This window comes from Staphylococcus sp. IVB6214, from assembly GCF_025558585.1.
Lineage (GTDB): Bacteria > Bacillota > Bacilli > Staphylococcales > Staphylococcaceae > Staphylococcus.
The window spans coordinates 291,307-307,237 of sequence record NZ_CP094723.1; the positions used below are offsets into that span (position 1 = coordinate 291,307).

15 protein-coding genes are annotated in these 15,931 nt (G+C 35.1%); 11 read left to right on the forward strand and 4 right to left on the reverse strand.

The features are described from left to right. Positions 1 to 54: 54 nt before the first annotated feature. The 4 genes from MUA51_RS01365 to MUA51_RS01380 all read left to right on the forward strand — a co-directional run bounded on the left by MUA51_RS01365 (position 55) and on the right by MUA51_RS01380 (position 4,958). Positions 55 to 1,623 carry an IS1182 family transposase gene (locus tag MUA51_RS01365; protein ID WP_262560097.1) on the forward strand — a complete coding sequence of 523 codons (1,569 nt, stop codon included), beginning with the start codon at positions 55 to 57 and terminating at the stop codon, positions 1,621 to 1,623. A gap of 220 nt (positions 1,624 to 1,843) precedes the next feature. Further along, positions 1,844 to 2,926 carry a branched-chain amino acid aminotransferase gene (locus MUA51_RS01370; protein ID WP_262560098.1) on the forward strand — a complete coding sequence of 361 codons (1,083 nt, stop codon included), beginning with the start codon at positions 1,844 to 1,846 and terminating at the stop codon, positions 2,924 to 2,926. Between the two features lie 172 nt (positions 2,927 to 3,098). Then, positions 3,099 to 4,145, forward strand: a complete 1,047-nt coding sequence (locus MUA51_RS01375; protein WP_262560099.1) for a DUF2325 domain-containing protein — start codon at positions 3,099 to 3,101, stop codon at positions 4,143 to 4,145. 129 nt (positions 4,146 to 4,274) lie between these two features. After that, on the forward strand, positions 4,275 to 4,958 hold the full coding sequence (locus tag MUA51_RS01380; RefSeq protein ID WP_262560100.1) for an HAD family hydrolase: 684 nt from the start codon (positions 4,275 to 4,277) through the stop codon (positions 4,956 to 4,958). A gap of 167 nt (positions 4,959 to 5,125) precedes the next feature. On the opposite strand, the gene MUA51_RS01385 is transcribed toward MUA51_RS01380, so the two are convergent. Both MUA51_RS01385 and MUA51_RS01390 read right to left on the reverse strand, forming a co-directional pair. Next, positions 5,126 to 5,788 carry a deoxynucleoside kinase gene (locus MUA51_RS01385; protein ID WP_262560102.1) on the reverse strand — a complete coding sequence of 221 codons (663 nt, stop codon included), beginning with the start codon at positions 5,786 to 5,788 and terminating at the stop codon, positions 5,126 to 5,128. Further along, positions 5,775 to 6,398: a deoxynucleoside kinase gene (locus tag MUA51_RS01390; protein ID WP_262560103.1), complete on the reverse strand. Its 624-nt coding sequence runs from the start codon at positions 6,396 to 6,398 to the stop codon at positions 5,775 to 5,777. Before MUA51_RS01390 ends, MUA51_RS01385 begins: the two co-directional genes overlap by 14 nt. 65 nt (positions 6,399 to 6,463) lie before the next feature. Between MUA51_RS01390 and tadA the strand changes: the two genes are divergently transcribed. The 3 genes from tadA (at position 6,464) to MUA51_RS01405 (ending at position 8,495) form a co-directional block, all read left to right on the forward strand. Then, positions 6,464 to 6,949 carry a tRNA adenosine(34) deaminase TadA gene (gene tadA, locus MUA51_RS01395; RefSeq protein WP_262560104.1) on the forward strand — a complete coding sequence of 162 codons (486 nt, stop codon included), beginning with the start codon at positions 6,464 to 6,466 and terminating at the stop codon, positions 6,947 to 6,949. A 93-nt stretch (positions 6,950 to 7,042) separates the two neighbouring features. Next, positions 7,043 to 7,912 (forward strand): Cof-type HAD-IIB family hydrolase, encoded by an 870-nt coding sequence (locus tag MUA51_RS01400; RefSeq protein ID WP_262560105.1) that lies wholly within the window; start codon positions 7,043 to 7,045, stop codon positions 7,910 to 7,912. Between the two features lie 16 nt (positions 7,913 to 7,928). Continuing rightward, the gene (locus MUA51_RS01405; protein ID WP_262560106.1) at positions 7,929 to 8,495 is read left to right on the forward strand and encodes an NADPH-dependent FMN reductase; all 567 of its coding nucleotides are present in this window, start codon (positions 7,929 to 7,931) and stop codon (positions 8,493 to 8,495) included. A 103-nt stretch (positions 8,496 to 8,598) separates the two neighbouring features. On the opposite strand, the gene MUA51_RS01410 is transcribed toward MUA51_RS01405, so the two are convergent. Both MUA51_RS01410 and MUA51_RS01415 read right to left on the reverse strand, forming a co-directional pair. Further along, entirely contained in the window at positions 8,599 to 10,323 is a 1,725-nt protein-coding gene (locus tag MUA51_RS01410) for a glycoside hydrolase family 3 protein (protein ID WP_262560107.1), read from the reverse strand. Positions 10,324 to 10,336: 13 nt separating this feature from the next. Then, on the reverse strand, positions 10,337 to 11,176 hold the full coding sequence (locus MUA51_RS01415; RefSeq protein WP_262560108.1) for an HAD family hydrolase: 840 nt from the start codon (positions 11,174 to 11,176) through the stop codon (positions 10,337 to 10,339). Positions 11,177 to 11,224: 48 nt separating this feature from the next. On the opposite strand from MUA51_RS01415, the gene MUA51_RS01420 reads away from it, so the two are divergent. From MUA51_RS01420 to MUA51_RS01435, 4 genes are all read left to right on the forward strand, one after another. Beyond that, on the forward strand, positions 11,225 to 12,442 hold the full coding sequence (locus MUA51_RS01420) for a helix-turn-helix domain-containing protein (protein ID WP_262560109.1): 1,218 nt from the start codon (positions 11,225 to 11,227) through the stop codon (positions 12,440 to 12,442). Between the two features lie 392 nt (positions 12,443 to 12,834). Continuing rightward, on the forward strand, positions 12,835 to 13,476 hold the full coding sequence (locus MUA51_RS01425; RefSeq protein WP_262560110.1) for a bifunctional 2-keto-4-hydroxyglutarate aldolase/2-keto-3-deoxy-6-phosphogluconate aldolase: 642 nt from the start codon (positions 12,835 to 12,837) through the stop codon (positions 13,474 to 13,476). Positions 13,477 to 13,480: 4 nt separating this feature from the next. After that, positions 13,481 to 14,500: a sugar kinase gene (locus MUA51_RS01430; RefSeq protein ID WP_262560111.1), complete on the forward strand. Its 1,020-nt coding sequence runs from the start codon at positions 13,481 to 13,483 to the stop codon at positions 14,498 to 14,500. 15 nt (positions 14,501 to 14,515) lie between these two features. Then, on the forward strand, positions 14,516 to 15,925 hold the full coding sequence (locus MUA51_RS01435; RefSeq protein WP_262560112.1) for a glycoside-pentoside-hexuronide (GPH):cation symporter: 1,410 nt from the start codon (positions 14,516 to 14,518) through the stop codon (positions 15,923 to 15,925). Positions 15,926 to 15,931: the final 6 nt, after the last annotated feature.

The following is a 15,931-nucleotide window of genomic DNA, read 5'->3' on the forward strand; positions in this document are numbered from 1 at the left end:
CACTTCCCGTATAATTGTTAATAACCACAAAAACAATGAAAGGAAGTGCCTTATATGTATAAAGAGTATAACATTTCTCAGCTTAGTCTGCCAATTGAAACTGAAATTTCTTTTCCCGAGAGTGATATTGCCCTCATTATTAATAAACTTGTAGAATCTATTCCCCAAGAAACTTTTAATCAATATTACAACCATAGAGGTCCTTCATCTTATCATCCTAAAATGATGTTAAAAATCGTTTTATACAGCTATACACAGTCTGTCTTTTCTGGTAGAAAAATGGAATTTCTACTTAAAGATAGTTGTCGTATGATGTGGTTAGCTCAAGGACAAGTCCCTTCATATCGTACAATCAATCGCTTTAGAGTTAATCCACACATGATAGATTTTATACAAGTTCTATTTGTGGGTCTTAGAGCGCAATTATTAGAAGACAAAGTGATTACAGAAGACGCCCTTTATATAGATGGAACGAAGATAGAGGCTAATGCCAATAAATATACTTTTCAATGGCTAGGTAGCACTAAGCATTTTAGTAAAGGGGTTATTGAAAAATCCAATGCGGTGTATAAACAGTTAATTTCAGAGAAGATCATACCTGAAATTAAGAGAGAATCTTCTGATGAACTAACGAAAGAAGAATTAAATCGTATTGAGATGCATTTAGATGATAAAAATGAAACGCTCACTTCTAAAATTGAAGCATCTCAAAGTGTAGAAATAAGAAAGACATTAAGAAAACAAAGAAGTAAAGTTAGAAAATATAAAAAAGCAATCAAAGATTTTAAAGATCGTAAAATAAAATATGATGAGCAGATGGAAATTTATGGTGACAGAAAAAGCTATTCTAAAACAGATCATGATGCGACCTTTATGAGAATGAAAAATGATCATATGAAGAATGGACAATTAAAGCCTGGCTATAATCTGCAGATTGCGACGAACAATCAGTTCATTTTGGCATTTGGTGTGTATAGTAATCCGGGTGATACGCGAACACTTCCTTCTTTTTTAAAATCAATCAAAGAATTATACGGTGACATTCCAGAGTACATTGTAGCTGATGCGGGATATGGTAGCGAACAAAACTATACGATGATTCTTGATGAATTCGAGAAAACACCACTCATCACATATAGTATGTATTTAAAAGAGAAGAAAAGAAAATATAAAAATAATCCATTCATAACAGCTAATTGGAAATATAATGAAATAGATGACTATTATGTATGTCCGAATAACAAAGAATTGCATTTCAAAAGTTATAGAAAAAGAAGAGACGGATATGGTTATCAGAGAGATTTCAAATTATATAAATGTGAAGATTGTGTTGGATGTCCTTTACGAAATGAATGTATGAATTACAGAACCAACCCAACTACAACAAAAAGCTTATATAAAAATCCAACTTGGGATTATTTTAAAGCATTCACAAATAAGCAGCTTTCAGATCCAAAAACGAAAGGCATCTACAAAAAACGAAAAATAGATGTCGAATCAGCATTTGGAAATCTGAAGGCTAATTTGGGTTTCCAAAGGTTATCAGTTCGCACTCAATCAAAGGTTGAATGCGAATTAGGAATCGCACTTATGGCAGTAAACATCAGAAAACTAGCCAGATAAGTGCTAGTTTTTTAGTAAATAATAAGAAAAAAGCCGTTAAAATCTTAAAAAAGAATTTTAACGGCTTTTTTTGAAGGGAAATTGAGCGCCTATGTCTCAGCCCCTTATTTTTTATGATAGTAAGGATTTAAGAATATATCAAATTTTCGCAAAACTCATTGAATTATGATGATTGAGTTGATATAATGCTTGTATTACATAATTACAGGGGGCAATTATTATGACAGATTTAGTAAAATTAGAACAACGTCAGGCGTTAAAAGAGAAACCAGATGAATCCTCTTTAACGTTTGGTGAGGTATTTACAGATTATATGTTGAGCTTTGAATATACAGAAGGCCAAGGTTGGCATGACTTGAAGATCGTCCCATATGCGCCAATCGAGATTTCGCCAGCAGCACAAAGCGTGCACTATGGTCAATCTGTATTTGAAGGGTTAAAAGCTTATAAACATAATGGTGAAGTGGTCTTATTTAGACCAGATGAGAACTTCAAACGTATTAATGTCTCATTAGAACGATTAAAAATGCCACGCATTGATGAAGACTTATTATTAGAAGGTTTAAAACAATTAGTAGACGTAGACCGTGATTGGGTCCCTGAAGGAGAAGGTCGATCACTTTACATCCGTCCAGTTGTGTTTGCGACACAAGGTATATTAGGAGTAGCCCCATCTAAAAATTACCGATTATTAATTCTTCTATCACCATCGGGTTCATACTACGGCGGGGACTCACTACGCCCTACAAAGATTTATGTTGAAGATGAATATGTACGTGCTGTACGTGGTGGTGTCGGATTCGCAAAAGTTGCCGGTAACTACGCGGCAAGTTTATTAGCGCAAGCCAACGCCAATGCACTCGGGTTCGACCAAGTATTATGGTTGGATGGCGTTGAGCAGAAGTATGTGGAAGAAGTAGGTAGCATGAACATCTTCTTCGTGATTAATGGTAAAGTTGTAACACCTTCATTGAATGGTAGTATTTTACCAGGTATCACACGTAAAACAGTACTTGCTTTAGCGGAAACGCTTGGCTATGAAGTTGAAGAACGACGTGTATCAATCGATGAATTATTCGAACACTATGAAAAAGGTGAACTAGAAGAAGTCTTTGGTACAGGTACAGCAGCGGTTATCTCTCCAGTTGGTGAATTACAGTTCAAAGATAAAAAGATTGTCATCAACAACAATGAGACAGGTAAGATAACACAAGCTTTATATGATAACTATACAGGTATTCAAAGTGGTAAGCTAGACGATCCACATAACTGGCGTTTGGTTGTACCACATTACGAAAGATAAGATTATGTGTTATTGAAGATATCTCCCGCATCTAAGGTGAATAGACTTTTGATGTGGGGGATTTTCATTTATAGATAGATATAACAAGCATCTCTATGTTACCTTTGCAACTGATTTATCAACAATGCTTTAAGCATACAAATATGAAATACTCGTGATTGGAGATTCCAAAATGAACAAGGATATGAAAGACCAAATTGTAACGTTGATTAAAGAAGCTTGGATAGAAGATATTAAGAATAACAGAGAGATTAGATTAATAGAAAAACAAAATAATCATTATATAAAGATATTAAAGCATTTAGAACGGTTAGTCCCTTCAGAAGCAGTCTGTACAGATTGCTTGGTCGAAGAAAGTACGGATAATATTGAGCAAGAAAGTCAGGAAGATACTTTTATTTTTGTGAGACATTTATTAGGTGGAGAAGGTATTCGCCCAGAAACAGGGGAGAAAATTTTCGTGCCTGAATCGGTTGTACGAAATGAAATGTTAGAGCATGGAGATCGTCTTACTTTTGAAGAAAATGGCAATGGTTATCAAAGACATAAATACCATAAACTTAGTGGTGAAAAGGATCAGACAATTGCAGCGCTCGATATTATAAGTTATGACTATGCGATAGTTGAATATGATGAAAGCAGTCATCGATACATTTGTAAAAAACATTTTAAGCAAGGAGAATTAACGAATATTCCAATTTGTCTATTGAATGAGAAAGATATTATAAAATTCAACATACATAAAGAAGATATTATTAGTATTGCGCACACATCTCATCATACCGCTTCACGAATCAGATGGAAATATGATGCAGATGAAATTTTACCAACTCCCATAAAGAAAAAAGCTTCGTATTATAAGGGATATCAAGAACAAACGGAGATGAAAGATAAGAAAGACACAATATTAAAAGGAATTGCAGTCGGTATATTTGGAGCGAGTCAGTTTATTAATAATTATATAGAAGAAGTAGAACAACGTGGTGGGAAAGTGCATCATACAGAGTCAGACAGTCAAAGCAGTGTGGAAGCAGTTGTGAATAAATCAGATATTATTGTCATTCCTATAACACATGTTAGTCATGTAAAGGCTGAACAGGCAAAGGCATATGCTAAAAGGGCAGAAAAACCTTTTGTTATTTTAAAAAATAGTGGGAGAAGTCATTTTGTGAGTGAACTAAAGGATCATTTACATTTGATTCAAACAAAGGAAGAATGACATATGCCAGAGATTTCTAGGCCATGCATAATTACAGGTACTTGTTTGATTTTAACGTGAACATTTGCATCAGGTTTTAAAACGAAATCATGTTATGCTAAAGAAAAAGGACTAGAATAGGTGACTGAGATGGCGATTAAATGGTTATTATTTGATAAAGACGGGACACTCATACAGTTCGATAAAAGTTGGGTGAAGTTAGGAATCCGATTAGTAGAAGATGTGTGTAATCACTTTGAAATTGAACAACAATCTGAGGTTTATGATGCCATTGGTATTGAAGGAGATGCTTTTCGATCAGGAAGTATCATGGCTTCGGGTTCACTAGAACAGATGGCACGTATCTTCAATAAGTATACAGACACAGATACATATGACTGGGTGAGTATGCGTAGCCAACAGTTGATTGATACACGCATACCTGAGAGTGAGTTATTTCCAGGTGTTCGTGAAACATTGAATACACTCAAAACACTCGGATTCCATTTGGCAATTGTGACGAGTGATAATGCACATGGTGTATCGTACTTTCTATCAACAACAGGACTTGAAGAGATGTTTGCGTGTGTTATTTCAACTAACGGAGACAATTATGAAAAGCCAGATCCACGCCTTCTTACACCACTTTGGTCACTTGGTGTCAAAGGAGAAGAAATGGTGATGATCGGTGATACCGACTTGGATATGAAAACAGGTAGACAAGCACAGTGTGTTAAAAATATTGGTGTTCGAACAGGTTTAGGGCAAGAAGCAACATTTGAAGAAGCGGATGTTGTATTGGAAGATGTGACACAAGTGATAGACTATTTGTAACTTTAATGGGAGATATTTTTATTTATATCGAACTTGTTGTATTTATGGCAATCACGAGTCTAATCAGTGCAACTTTATATTGTTAGTGATTGCGTCGTATACGAGATTAATAAAATCAAATATTAAATAAACACCCCCTTGCTCTGTAAAGTAAGGGGGTTCAATATCTATCGTGTGTCGATTTGTCGATGAGTCTGTATAATGTGTGCGATCTTCGCAATAACCTTATCGATTGAGTCTGGGTCATCATATAGATCATATTCATTTATGTTCACACGTACAACAGGACATGCATTGAACTGGTTGATCCAATCATCATAGCGTTTAAATAACATTTGCCAATATTCAGGATCTGTGTCCATTTCCATTTGACGACCACGTGTATTGATGCGGTCTATTACATTGTTATAATCAGATTCTAAATAAATGAGCACATCAGGTTTTGGAAAGTAAGGTGTCATCACCATTGCATCGAAAAGGTTTGAATAAGTTTCAAAGTCTTCTTCCGTCATAGTTCCTTGTTCTTGATGCATTTTTGCAAAAATATCAACATCTTCATAAATAGAGCGATCTTGTATAAAGCCGCCGCCGTATTCAAACATACGTTTTTGTTCTTTAAAGCGCTCTGCTAAAAAGTAAATTTGTAAGTGGAAACTCCAACGGCGAAAATCATCATAAAACTTATCTAAATATGGGTTGTGATCAACATTCTCATAAGACGTGCGGAAGTTTAATTTATCAGCTAATGCACGTGTGAGAGATGATTTACCAACTCCCACGGTCCCTGCAATTGTAATGACCGCGTCTGACGGTATATTATAGTGTGTCATGTGTTTGTCCTCCGATTAATTCATTAATACGTGATAATACTTGGTCATAGTCTTCTGGATTGTTGACGAAATCAATCTCTGTTGTATCAATCCATAGTACTTGATGACCTTCATTAGAAAGTTGCTTATAGTATGTTGCATAATCATCTTTAAGTTTTAACAAGTAATTATCTTCAATGTGTGCTTCAAAGCTACGATCACGCTTTGCAATACGTTTTTTCAATATAGACAAGTCTGCATCAAGGATAATTGTATAATCTGGTGTAATCAAGTCTTCGGTTAAGATATCATAAATACGTGAAAACTTCTCATATTCCGTTTCAGAAAGGGTATTGCGTGCGAAAATTTTGTTTTTATAAATGTGGTAGTCGCATACAATACCATCATGAAGTTCTGCTAAATCTTGATAAGCTTTGTATCGATTACAGAGAAAGAACATTTCTGTTTGAAAGCTCCATTTGGAAATATCTTCATAAAAATCAGAGAGGAAAGGATTCTCCCCGACAATTTCTTTTGCTTCATAAAAATGGTAAGATTGACTCAACTTGTGTGTGAGTGAGGACTTACCAACACCAATCGGTCCTTCAATAACAATAAAAGGTTTCGTCATATGTTTTCGCTCCATCTCATAGTAGTCAGTATTACAAATTTTAACATAAGTGAGGCTATTTCTGTATGAGAAGTCATGAATATTATATGTCACTTGCACTTGATGAAGCATATCAAGCAGCCAAAAAGGGTGAGGTACCAATCGGTGCTGTTGTTGTAAAAGATGACCGTGTTATTGCACGCGCACATAATTTGAGAGAAACAATACAGCTACCAACTGCACATGCAGAACATCTCGCAATGGAGCAGGCAGCACGTGAGTTGGGGACATGGCGGTTAGAAGGATGTACGTTATATGTTACGTTAGAACCGTGTGTGATGTGTTCGGGAACAATTGTCATGAGTCGCGTAGATCAAGTTGTATATGGTGCGGAAGATCCTAAAGGGGGTTGTAGTGGGAGTTTAATGAATATCATAGAAGATAGCCGTATGAATCACCGAGCAACAGTAGTACGTGGCGTGTTGGCATATTCATGTAGTCAACAGTTAAAACACTTTTTTAAAGTATTAAGACAACGTAAAAATAAGTCACATCAATCAAACAAATTTTGAAAAAAAGCGGTTAAATTTTGTTAAACTGAAGGTGTCTGAGTAATTCTATCATAAAAATAGGAAAGTAGAATAATTAAAAAGTGAGGAAAAGTGATGATCAAGTTAATTGCAACGGATATGGACGGGACATTATTGAATGCATCACATGAAATTACGCCTGAAAATATTGAAGCTATTAAATATGCACAATCTCAAGGTGTGACGGTAGTGATTGCGACAGGTCGTGCATTTTATGAAGCGAGTAGACCTGTGACAGAAGCTGGGTTAAAAGTTCCTTATATTTGTTTGAACGGTGCAGAAGTCAGAGATGAAAGTTTCAATATTGTCCATACAGCCAGTTTGAATAAAGAAATGTCTGATACGATTCAAAATATATTGAAACAAGCCGGCGTTTATTATCAAGTTTATACGAATCGAGGCATTTATACAGAAGACCCTGAGAAAGACTTGGAGATTTATGTGGATATTGCTAAACATGCAAGACAGCATGCAGATGTAGATGTGATACGTCAGCATATTCAATCACGTATTGATAATGGTACGTTGAAGGTCGTATCAAGCTATGACCAAATTGAATCAGTTCCAGGTGAATTGATTATGAAAATATTAGCGTTTGATACAGACTTAGAGAAGTTAGCACGTGTTAAACAAGTGCTTGCGCAACATACGAATCTAGCAGTGTCATCATCATCAATTGGTAATATAGAAGTGACACATGCTGAAGCACAAAAAGGGATGGCACTTCAAGCGATTGCAGATCAACTAAATATTGATATGCAAGATGCAATGGCTGTGGGAGATAATATGAATGATGCGTCGATGCTAGAACGTGTAGGTCATCCAGTTGCAATGGAGAATGGCGTTGAAGCAGTGAAAGCACTGGCTACATTTACGACAGATACAAATGAAGAAAGTGGTGTAGCAAAAGCCATTTATCATGTATTAAATCAAGAAGAAAAATAAAGGGAGTTTTTGAAAGATGAAAGGACTTATTATTGTAGGAAGTGCACAACGCGGTTCTCATACGAATGCGCTCGCACAATATTTGAAAGATCAAATTGAATCACATAACGAAGAAGTAACAATTTTTGATTTGGCAGAACAGCCACTGCATACATTGGATTTTACAGGACAAAACCCTGTACCAGAAAGTTATCAAAATAATGCAGAGCGTCTAAGAAATCTGGCACGTGAAGCAGACTTCATTATTTTAGGAACACCCAACTATCATGGTTCATACTCTGGTATTTTGAAAAATGCTTTAGACCATTTGACAATGGATGACTTCAAGATGAAACCGGTTGGACTCGTGAATAACAGTGGGGGAATTGTTAGTGCAGAACCCCTTTCGCATTTACGTTTAATCGTACGTTCATTACTTGGTATTGCGGTACCAACACAAATTGCAACACATGATTCAGATTATGATAAACGAGAAGATGGTTCATTGTATTTATCAAATGATGAATTTCAGCTGCGAGCTAAATTATTCATTGATCAAATACTTTCATTTGCTAATAATAGCCCATATGAACACTTAAAATAAGTAATGTTAAAGGCACTGATTAATGTATTTGATCAGCGCCTTTATTTTATGAAATATATGATTTGTGTATAAACGATAAAAATGTATTTATTTACAAAATATCTTATAACCGTGCTTGCCATTTATCGGTCCAAACAAGATCATTTGGGATACCTTTAAATGTGCTTTCACCCATAATTTTATCAATTACTGCTTCTAAGTTCGTCTTATTTGAATGATATGCATTGATATAAGCTTTGACCATTGTTGCATCATGTAAATGTGTGGTGAAGTTTAATGAGACGAAGACAGTTGGAACTTCGTGTACATACCAAGGAATCTCGTTACTCATTGCTGTCGACCATCGAATACGATAGTTATTTTCAGCAGCGTAACCAATTATGTTAGCAAAGACAAGTGCAGCATCTACTTGTTCACGATACATTAATGTTTTGCCTTTGATTCTTGTAGATCCATCATTTACAGTCACATTAAAGCCACGAGATTCTAAAATATGAACAATTTCATCCGTAACAGATTGATCTGCTTTATAAATACCATCTTTTTCGCCTTCTATCATATAAAGGCGAATATTTTTATGAGTTTCAGGGCGAATTGGTAATTGATTCAACGTATTTTTAACAAGTGTAATACCTAGGTCAGCTGCTTGCCTTTGCATTTTTCGATGTTGTTCACACCCAATCACTTCAAGTTCTGAGACAGGAACTGTGAGTTCATTATTATTTTGACGGTTTGGTAAGTGTATTTTTGCTTTGAGTCCTAAAATACGGCGTAACGCATCATGCAGACGTTCTTCTGTTATAACACCCTTTTTATAGCCGTTCAGCATAAAGTTAAAATCTTCTTCAATATCATTAAAGAACAAGAACATATCACAGCCTGCAGCGATTGCACGTGGGACATAATCTTCACGTTTCATAGCTGCTGTCATACCTAACATATGACTTGCGTCTGTTATCACAAGACCATTGAAGTTCATATCTTCTTTCAATAGGTTGGTAATTAATTCTGGCGATAACGTAGCAGGTAAAATGTCATGATCAGTTAATGATGGATTTAACTTTTTAGAATATGAAGGAAGAGCAATGTGACCAGCCATAATCATCTCTACACCATTGTTAATATGATTTTCATACACCTTTCTAAAGCTATGATCCCATTGCTCAACAGACTGTTCATTGACACCTAAAACAAGGTGTTGATCACGTTCTTCCGTGCCATCACCCGGGAAATGTTTGATGCAAGTAATCATATCAGATGTTTGTTGGAAGCCATTTATAAAAGCATTTGTATATTTAATAACAGTATCAGCTTTTGTCCCATAACTACGTGTATTAACAATTGTATTACGCCAGTTTTCTAGAATATCTACACATGGGTCAAAATTGACATTAACTCCGAGCGCTTTTGATTCACGACCTGATACAAGTCCAGCGTTATAGGCAACGATGGGATCTTGTGCAGCTTCGCATTGTGCAGCTGATGCAATATATGTGCCATCTGAACATGCGCCATTACCACCAGAATCACAGTTAGCAGCAATGAGAAGCGGTAGTTTACTGTGCGTTTGTAATTGGTTTAAGAGTTGTTGGACTTGTTCTTTATTACCGCCTTGATAACGTGCACCGCCAATATGGTATTTTTTTAAAATTTCTTCATTCGTTAATGCAGATTGGTTAAAATCACCGCTGTCTTCTAGAGAAAATAAATTGAAAAATAGTTGCCCAATTTTCTCTTCATCTGTTAAATTTTTAATTGTATTTTCTACCGAATCAATTTGAGTGTTGTTCAAATTATAAGGTTTAGCGGTTAAATCAACAGTTTCCATCAAGATCATCCTTTCATTGAAAGTTATTATAAAATTGTTTTATTAATTGTTTTTGCACGATTGTATCAAATTGATTTAAACGAAATTGTTCTGCATACGTTTCTTTAAAAGATTGCCAAGATGCGGCTTCATTACCAACTAAAATAGGGTAAAAATAGATGTTATTGTATGTCGCGGCATCAAGGTCTCCCTTAGCATCCCCAATCATCATCACTTGCCCTTCAGGGTACAAGGATTTTAAGACATCGATGCAATATTTTTTTGTTCCTGATTCTTGAGCAAACATCCCTGTAACATATTGTGTGAGATGGTATGTCGACCACTCATTATCAACAGCTGATAAGTTTGCTGAAGATACAATTGCAATATCAGCAAATTGGTTTGCATATGCGAGCGCATCGTCGACATTTGGAAAAGGCCCAATACTTGGTAAGTTCTCAATTCGTTCATTAACTTTATTGGACCACGCCAGCATATATTTAAGACCTTCTTGGTCAGGATTTTTGAAAATGGCACGTGTCAATTCAGGATTTGAAAATACAGGTGTTGTATCTACCCAATGTTTAATATCCATATAGCCATCAACTGTTACACCAGTTTCATGTAGTTCTGTCAATATTTTACTTAATCCTTTAAAACGGTTAATACCACGTGTGATTTCATATAGGTTAAAATCATTCCAACGTTGTAATATTTTGTCACGATAAGGCGCAAGCTCAGGCCATATATCAATAATTGCAGGACCAAAAGCTTGTTCATGTTTTATTGTCATTGTATCCATTCCACAACCGTCAGAATCGACACAGATTAAATATTGATGTCGAGGTTTAAAACTACTCAATGAAGTATTCATAGTTTTCGTTCCTTTCATTGTTTATAATAATAAATGAGGTGAGGTATCATGTATCAACAAGAGACATTTGATATGCTTAAAACACATGCGATTGAATTATTGATGTTAGAAATCAATCGTTATGATTGGTCTGATATTAAAGGGGTTAGTCAGCAACTGAAGTCTCCGTTTACGAATACCAAGAGAAAAAAGTATAAAAAAGAACTCACACAATTGTTGGCATCGATGGATAGTCAACATATTTATCACTATACAAATCAATTTGATGTGAATTTTCTAATGTTTAAGTTCTGTAAAGTTGAGCAAGTGATTATTTTAGGACCTTTTTTGCAGCGCCGTCCAAACGAACAGCAATGTCAAGAAATGCTTCAGAACGTGCAGATCAAATTATCGAGACTGAACACGTTGAAGCAGTATTTGTTGAAAGTGCCAGTCTGTTCATATAATCAAGCGCTTAAAATGACACGATTAGCAATGCGATATTTAAAAAATAAATATCATTATGACGAAGTGCTAACAGTGGACTTCAACTTTCATGAATTACCAGAAACGCATGCTGAAAATAAAGCACAATATGATTACACACTTGCCCAAATACAGCAACGATATGACCTAGAAAATCGAATGCTCATTGCAATTGAGAATGGTATGGTTGAAGAAGCTCTGCAATTAAACACACAAATTGTTGCATCAGTGTCTGGTCTTCAACGAGTACGAGATGAGTTGTTAAATCAAAAGTATAAAAGTTATTTAATGAATTCACTTTCTCGTAAAGCGATTGAGAGAGCAAATGTCAACTTGTTAACGGTAGATCATATCTCCCAAAGATTTGCTACATTAATTGATGAAGCAAATACGCTAGAAGAATTAGAGCAAATTGATAAAGATTTAATTTATGAATATGCAGTCACTGCAATGAAAGTAAAATCCTTAAATTACAGCTCTGCAATTAGTAAAACGATTCAGTATATTGAAATGCATATTGATCAGCCTATATTACTTGAGCAGTTAGCAGAGAATGTTTCGTTAGCACCGGCATATTTGTCAAGACTTTTTAATAAAGAAGTGGGGCAATCTATTTCAAAGTACATTTTAATATTGCGTCTTGAAACAGCATGTAATTTGCTCAAAACGACATCAATGCACATAGATGAAATAGCACAATATGTTGGATTTAATCAGCAGAGTTATTTTACGAAATGTTTTCGATTCCATTATGGTCAGACACCATCACAATATCGAAAACAATATAAATCTTCCTTGTAATGCCGTGTGGTACATCTTAAAATTAACAGAATTTTTTTGAAATCACTACTCAACTTTTGAAGAAAACCATCAAAAACCTTAAAAAATAGAAAATTAAGTAAAGATAGTAATAAAAAAATCAAGAAAGTCATAAAAATCGTTTATTTTCGTTATTATTTTCACAAATGTGGTGAAAGCGGTTTATCTTTGTTCTGTCTCAAAAAGAATTTTTTGATTTTTCTATAAAACACTGTTATATCAAGCGTTTCAGCGTTTGATAAAATAGTGTTTTATTTTGTTTTTAAATTATATTTTGCAATACATATAGGGTGTTAAATTGATTTTTCCTATTCAAAAAATATAATGAGTGTGAGTTGGTAAGCAGGGAAATTGACTGGAGGGATTAAATAAAAATGAATAAGTGGCAAACACTTCAAAAGTTACAAGATAATTATTTAGTCGCTGTTGTGCGCGGAAAATCTAAGGAACATGCAATTTCAGCAATTCAACAGATTATTGAAGGTGGTATTTATAACATTGAAGTAACATTTACAACACCACAAGCTGAAACTGTGATTGCTGAAATAATTGAACTAATCAATGATGAGAAAGTGGTAATTGGTGCAGGAACAGTGATGGATGCGATTACAGCAAGAATTGCAATTCTGAATGGGGCGTCTTACGTCGTGAGTCCACACTTTGACAAAGAAATTGCAAAAATATGCAACTTATATAGTACACCTTACTTACCAGGTTGTGGTTCTGTAACTGAAGTAACACAAGCAATGGAAGCCGGTGTCGATGTTGTGAAGCTCTTCCCTGGTGATTTACTAGGACCTAACTTTATTAAAAACATCCACGGTCCTATTCCAAATGTAGCAATGATGCCATCAGGCGGTGTATCAATAGAAAATCTTGCTGAATGGGTAAACAAAGGTGCGTTTGCTGTAGGAATTGGAAGTGCGTTGTTGAAAGGAGCTTATGATGGCAACGATCCTGTCATTAAAGAAAATACACAAGCATTTGTAAAAAAACTTGAAGAAGTGAGAAGGTGAAATGATGAAGTTACTCACATTTGGCGAAATACTCATGCGCCTTTCATCACCTCAATATGAACAGTTTTCACAAGTTAAACAATTAGACGTTCATTACGGGGGTGCTGAAATGAATGTTGCGATTGGTTTATCTGGGTTCGGAATTCAAACATCTATTGTTTCAGCTCTACCAGACCATGTATTAGGAGACTGTGTGATAAAAACACTTGAGCAACACCGTGTTGATACATCACATATAATGCGACAGCCGGGAAGATTAGGAGTTTATTATTTAGAGCGCGGTTTCGGATTACGTGCTCCCAAAATTATTTATGATCGCAAAGACAGTGTGTTTACAAAAATACCTGCCAATGACTTCGAAATTCCTTCTTATTTGGACGATTATGATTGGTTCCACATAACAGGTATTACAGCTGGATTAGATAAGAAACTCCTTCTGTATATGATTGAAGTTGCTAAACAAGCTAAAGCGCTTGGATTAACAGTGAGTTGTGATTTGAATTATCGTTCATTACTGTGGGATTTCGACACGGCAAGAATCGAGATGTCTGAATTGCTACCTTACGTAGATGTGTTATTTGGATACGAGCCAGTTGCTTTGCCAGATGAAAATACCAATAACAAGTGTGATAAAAAAGATGGATTATCACGTGATGAAGATATAGAAGTGCTTAAACCTATCTTGCAAGAAATACATGAAAAATATGAAATATCTTATATCTCATTTACACAGCGAAAAATTTTTAACACAAAAAGAAACCGCTTACAAGGATTTTTGTCATCGCCTCAAGAGATAGTACAAACACATAAAGTAGACATTGATATTTTAGACCGAGTAGGAACAGGTGATGCATTCAGTGTAGGCATAATTTATGGATTTATGAACAAGTGGTCATTACAAGAAATTGTAGATTTTGGACTCAAAAACATGTGTTACAAGCATACAGTTTCTGGAGATTATAGCCATACATCAAAAAATCAAATTGATGAATTAACAGCTAACGGACACGATATTAAGCGTTAGAGAGAGGGCGATGACATGACGTCAGTAGATGCTAAATCAAAAAACCAAAAATCAAAAGTTGATAAGTTCAATGAAATTGAAAATCCAAAGTTACCATTCCGCGAGAAACTAGCCTATGGATTTGGTGATTTAGGAAACGGACTTATGTTTGATATGGGTCAAATTTATTTATTAAAGTTTTTTACAGATATTTTAGGAATTTCCGCATTTTATGGTGGTCTTGTATTTTTAGTTTCAAAAATATTTGATGCATTTGTTGATACAGGTGTAGGAACATATGTTGACTCACGTCAAAACATCGGGCCTAAAGGGAAGTTCAGACCGTTTATTTTATATGGAACAGTGCCACTTGCATTGCTAACCGTACTGACTTTCATTTCACCTAACTTGGAATATACCGGCAAAGTCATTTGGGCATTTTCCACATATATGGCATTCAACATGGCATACTCTATTGTTAATATTCCATATGGCTCTTTATCTGCATCAATGACTTTAAACTCGGATGATCGTACACAATTGTCTGTATTCCGTAACTTAGGATCGCAAGCAGCAATGTTTATTTCAGGTATTGTTGTTATTCCACTTGTCAGTGCATTTCCGAATCATGCTGTTGGATATCCTGTTGTAGTTGCTGGTCTTGCAACAGTTGGTGTCATTCTTCATATCATTTGTTACAAAGGCGTTAAAGAGCGACATGTAGTAAAAAGAAGTAACCAAAAAGGACTCGGTAAAAAAGCATTTTTAAACTTACTTAAAAATGAAGCATTTGCTGCACTAGCAATTTACACACTATTAACTATTATGGCAATGTTCTTAAAACAATCTGCACAATTATATTATTTTGAATACGTTATGGGGAAATCAAATTTAGTCGGTGTTGTCAGTGCGCTTAACTTCGCAGTTTTATTACCTGCACTCTTTTTAACAACTTATTTGAGTAAATGGTTTGGTAAGAAAAACACAGCAATGATTGGTGTGTCAGGATTTATTATCTTTGAGGCACTTAACTATTTCTTATTCGGTGATAACTACGTCACATTTTTAATAGTAAATACTATTTCTGCATTCTTCTTAGTGATTCCTAATACAGTGACATGGGCGTTTATCGCTGATGTAGTTGAATATGGACAATGGAAGTCAGGTATCCGTTCAGAAGGGATTATCTATTCTAGTTACAGTTTTACGAGAAAAGTGTCTCAGGCATTAGCAGGATTTATTCCCGGACTTTCATTAACGATGATTGGTTATCAGCCAAATGTTCAGCAAACAGCTGATACAATACACGGTTTAAAAATATTATTCTTTGCGGTTCCGGCCGTAGCAAGTTTAATAGCATTGATTATTTTCTTTATTGGCTATCCATTAACAGATAAAAAACATAAAAAAATTGTTAAAGAACTTGCATTAAGAGACGAACTATAATCAGGA

Excerpts from the sequence above, each read along its gene's own strand:
- MUA51_RS01415 (WP_262560108.1), bottom strand. The coding sequence starts at position 11,176 with ATGAATACTTCATTGAGTAGTTTTAAACCTCGACATCAATATTTAATC.
- MUA51_RS01435 (WP_262560112.1), top strand. The coding sequence starts at position 14,516 with ATGACGTCAGTAGATGCTAAATCAAAAAACCAAAAATCAAAAGTTGAT.
- MUA51_RS01420 (WP_262560109.1), top strand. The coding sequence starts at position 11,225 with ATGTATCAACAAGAGACATTTGATATGCTTAAAACACATGCGATTGAA.
- MUA51_RS01370 (WP_262560098.1), top strand. The coding sequence starts at position 1,844 with ATGACAGATTTAGTAAAATTAGAACAACGTCAGGCGTTAAAAGAGAAA.
- MUA51_RS01365 (WP_262560097.1), top strand. The coding sequence starts at position 55 with ATGTATAAAGAGTATAACATTTCTCAGCTTAGTCTGCCAATTGAAACT.
- MUA51_RS01405 (WP_262560106.1), top strand. The coding sequence starts at position 7,929 with ATGAAAGGACTTATTATTGTAGGAAGTGCACAACGCGGTTCTCATACG.
- MUA51_RS01400 (WP_262560105.1), top strand. The coding sequence starts at position 7,043 with ATGATCAAGTTAATTGCAACGGATATGGACGGGACATTATTGAATGCA.
- MUA51_RS01425 (WP_262560110.1), top strand. The coding sequence starts at position 12,835 with ATGAATAAGTGGCAAACACTTCAAAAGTTACAAGATAATTATTTAGTC.
- MUA51_RS01430 (WP_262560111.1), top strand. The coding sequence starts at position 13,481 with ATGAAGTTACTCACATTTGGCGAAATACTCATGCGCCTTTCATCACCT.
- MUA51_RS01380 (WP_262560100.1), top strand. The coding sequence starts at position 4,275 with ATGGCGATTAAATGGTTATTATTTGATAAAGACGGGACACTCATACAG.
- MUA51_RS01375 (WP_262560099.1), top strand. The coding sequence starts at position 3,099 with ATGAACAAGGATATGAAAGACCAAATTGTAACGTTGATTAAAGAAGCT.
- MUA51_RS01390 (WP_262560103.1), bottom strand. The coding sequence starts at position 6,398 with ATGACGAAACCTTTTATTGTTATTGAAGGACCGATTGGTGTTGGTAAG.
- MUA51_RS01385 (WP_262560102.1), bottom strand. The coding sequence starts at position 5,788 with ATGACACACTATAATATACCGTCAGACGCGGTCATTACAATTGCAGGG.
- tadA (WP_262560104.1), top strand. The coding sequence starts at position 6,464 with ATGAGAAGTCATGAATATTATATGTCACTTGCACTTGATGAAGCATAT.
- MUA51_RS01410 (WP_262560107.1), bottom strand. The coding sequence starts at position 10,323 with ATGGAAACTGTTGATTTAACCGCTAAACCTTATAATTTGAACAACACT.